Genomic DNA, 2575 nt, shown 5'->3' with positions numbered 1-2575 from the left:
CTCGCGGCCTCGAGGCCGAAAAAGCGAGGGTGGGCGACGCGGTCCACCATGAGCTGCCCGTCGGCGGCCTTCGTGAGTTCCACGTCCACCAAGCCGTGAGACGACATCTCGATCACGACGCGGTGGCCTAGCTGGGTCGTGTCGGTCGCGCCCTCACCTGGCGTCAGCCACCGGGCCGCGAGCCGGTTGATCTCGACCCACGAGAGCTGTCCGAACGGCGCCTTCGAGGACGACGCCAGCACCTCGAGGACGAAATCGGTGGCGTACGGAAGCGTGGTGGCCAGGGGAGGAGTCGGCATCGTCGCGGTGGGGGGATGCCACAACTTCGCTGGAGGGTGTGACACCCCTGTGACGTGGGGTGCCGGCTAAACCCTCCGCTCGGCGCGCATCCACAACGGGCTGGCGGGCCGGAGCGTCACTGATCCCTGAGTGTCCGGCACGTCGCCCTCGAGGACGAGTCGCCATCGCCGGGCCAACGTTGCGAGCACGAGCGTCGCCTCGGACCACGCGAACTGCTCGCCGATGCAGCCGCGTCGGCCGGCGCTGAAGGGGAGGTAGGCGAACTTGTGGCGTCCGTTGCCCTTGACGTGACGGTCGGGACGGAACGCTTCGGGCTCGTCCCAGAATCGCGAGTCGCGGTGCAAGTGGAAGGGCGCGAACAACACCGTCGTGCCCTTGGCAACGGGGTGCCCGCCCAGCGTCGTGTCGCGGGCCGCCTCCCGGCCCACGGTCCAGGCGGGGGGGTAGAGCCGCATGGCCTCGGCGAACGTCTGCCGAGCGACGGGCAGGCGTCGGAGGTCGTCGAACGTCGGGTCGCCCTCGAGGGCGTCGACCTCGTGGTGGAGAGCGGCCTCCGCCTCAGGGTGCTGGGCCAGGAGCGCCCACGTCCAAGCGAGCGCGACAGCCGTCGTCTCGTGGCCGGCAAGGAGGAGCGTCATCGCCTCGTCGCGGACCTCGAGGTCGGTCATGCCGTCGCCGGTGTCCTCGTCTCGGGCTTCCAAGAGCATCGACAGCAGGTCGTCGCCCAGGTCGTGACGCCGCTGCTCGATCATGTCGTACACGACGGCGTCCAAGCTGGCGCGTGCGCGCTTCGAGGTCCGGTTGGCGTGGGTCGGGAGCCACTGGAGCTTGTCGGCGAGCGGGAACTGGGCCGCGTCGAACGCCGCCATCGCGTCGTGGACGGCCTGGGAGACGGCGTCGGCCTGGGACAGCACGTCGGTGCCGAACAGCGTCTCGCCCGCGATTGCCAGGGCGAGCCGGTTCATCGAGGCCGCGACGTCGAACCGCTCCCCCTCGGTCCAGGCGTCGCCCTCGAGGACGCTCCGCCCGACGAACGTGTCGCCGTAGCTCTGCAGCCGGCTGTGGTGGAACGCCGGCAGGATCAGCTTGCGTTGCTTGGTGTGGACCGGGACCTCACTCGTGAGCAGCCCGTCGCCCAGGATGACCCGGGCCAGGCGCAGGCCGCGAGCCTTCGTCAGGTCCGCGTTGCGGTCGACCAGAACCTCTTTGACCAGGTCCGGGTGCCGGACGAGCACGATGCCCGGCAGGCGGCCGACGCGGGCTTCCACCAAGTCGCCACCGACCTCGTTCATCTTCCCGACGCCGACCTCGAGGTCGCGCGCGAACTCGACGATCAGATCGAACGGGTAGGACGGCTTGTAGCTGCGGACGTCGTACACGGTCTCGGGAGCGGGGAACGCAACGACGCGCGACGGCCGAGGCGGCTCCGCGATCTCGGTACCTTCTCGGACTACGCAAACCGAACCGATGCGCCTTTACATCCTCTTCCTCGCCGCGGGCCTCGCGGCCTGCTCCACCGACGACGCGGCCACGCCCGAGATCGACGCTGGCGCCGTCGAGCGGGCCGTCGATGCACCCGGCACGGCCGATGGCGCCGTCCTCGGGGCCGACGACATGGCGCTCGTCAACCTCAACACGGCCACGGAGGACGAGTTTAAGACGATCCCCGGCGTCGGCGACCGGATGGCGCACGAGTTCGACGAGTACCGGCCCTACGCGAGCGTGCGGGAGTTCCGCGCCGAGATCGGCAAGTACGTTGACGAGGCCCAGATCGCCGAGTACGAGCGGTTCGCGTTCGTGCCAGTCGATTTTGAAGCGGCTGATGCCGAGACGCTGATGCAGCTCCCCGGCGTCGACGCCGATCTGGCCGCCGCACTCGAGGCTGGACGTCCGTACGCGAGCGCTGAGGCATTTCTAGAGGCGTACGCGGCCGCGACCGGCCGCGACCTCGAGGACGCTCGGATCTACCTCTCGGAGTAGGTGAGCGCTGAGGCCGGCCTCCGGCGGTTCCTCTTGCTCGCGTCGTCGGTGACGTACGTCGCGTCGGCCATCGAGTTGGCCCTGGTCGAGCACTGGCACGGCTGGACGCAGTGGCTCCCGTTCGTCATGGCAAGCGCCGGGCTTCTCGCTGCGCTCTGGGCTTCACGATCGCCGTCCTCGAGGTCGGTCCGCGCCCTTCGAGTCGTGTCGGCTCTGGTCGTCCTGGGGGGCGCGGCGGGCGTCGTGCTGCACGCGCGCGGGAACGCCCTCTTCGCCCTCGAGGTCCGCCCCGAGA

4 protein-coding genes are annotated in these 2575 nt (G+C 69.9%); 2 read left to right on the top strand and 2 right to left on the bottom strand.

All coding sequences use genetic code 11. The features are described from left to right. Window positions 1-299: hypothetical protein (locus WBA11_RS10555; protein WP_424520652.1), on the bottom strand; the 299-nt coding region annotated here is incomplete at its 3' end. A 66-nt stretch (window positions 300-365) separates the two neighbouring features. Next, entirely contained in the window at window positions 366-1679 is a 1314-nt protein-coding gene (locus tag WBA11_RS10550) for a cytochrome P450 (RefSeq protein ID WP_424520651.1), read from the bottom strand. Between the two features lie 88 nt (window positions 1680-1767). On the opposite strand from WBA11_RS10550, the gene WBA11_RS10545 reads away from it, so the two are divergent. Both WBA11_RS10545 and WBA11_RS10540 read left to right on the top strand, forming a co-directional pair. After that, window positions 1768-2280 carry a hypothetical protein gene (locus tag WBA11_RS10545; RefSeq protein ID WP_424520650.1) on the top strand — a complete coding sequence of 171 codons (513 nt, stop codon included), beginning with the start codon at window positions 1768-1770 and terminating at the stop codon, window positions 2278-2280. Next, the coding region (locus tag WBA11_RS10540; protein WP_424520649.1) for a hypothetical protein at window positions 2281-2575 on the top strand (295 nt) is incomplete at its 3' end. It abuts the gene before it with no gap.

The sequence above is a fragment of the Rubrivirga sp. genome (assembly GCF_049648075.1).
Lineage (GTDB): Bacteria > Bacteroidota > Rhodothermia > Rhodothermales > Rubricoccaceae > Rubrivirga.
The sequence above is the reverse complement of the archived record's forward strand: the minus strand, read 5'-3'. Positions and strand labels throughout refer to the sequence as shown.

What these genes read in the sequence shown, in the direction of transcription:
- WBA11_RS10545 (WP_424520650.1), top strand. Translation starts at nt 1,768, where the DNA reads ATGCGCCTTTACATCCTCTTCCTCGCCGCGGGCCTCGCGGCCTGCTCC.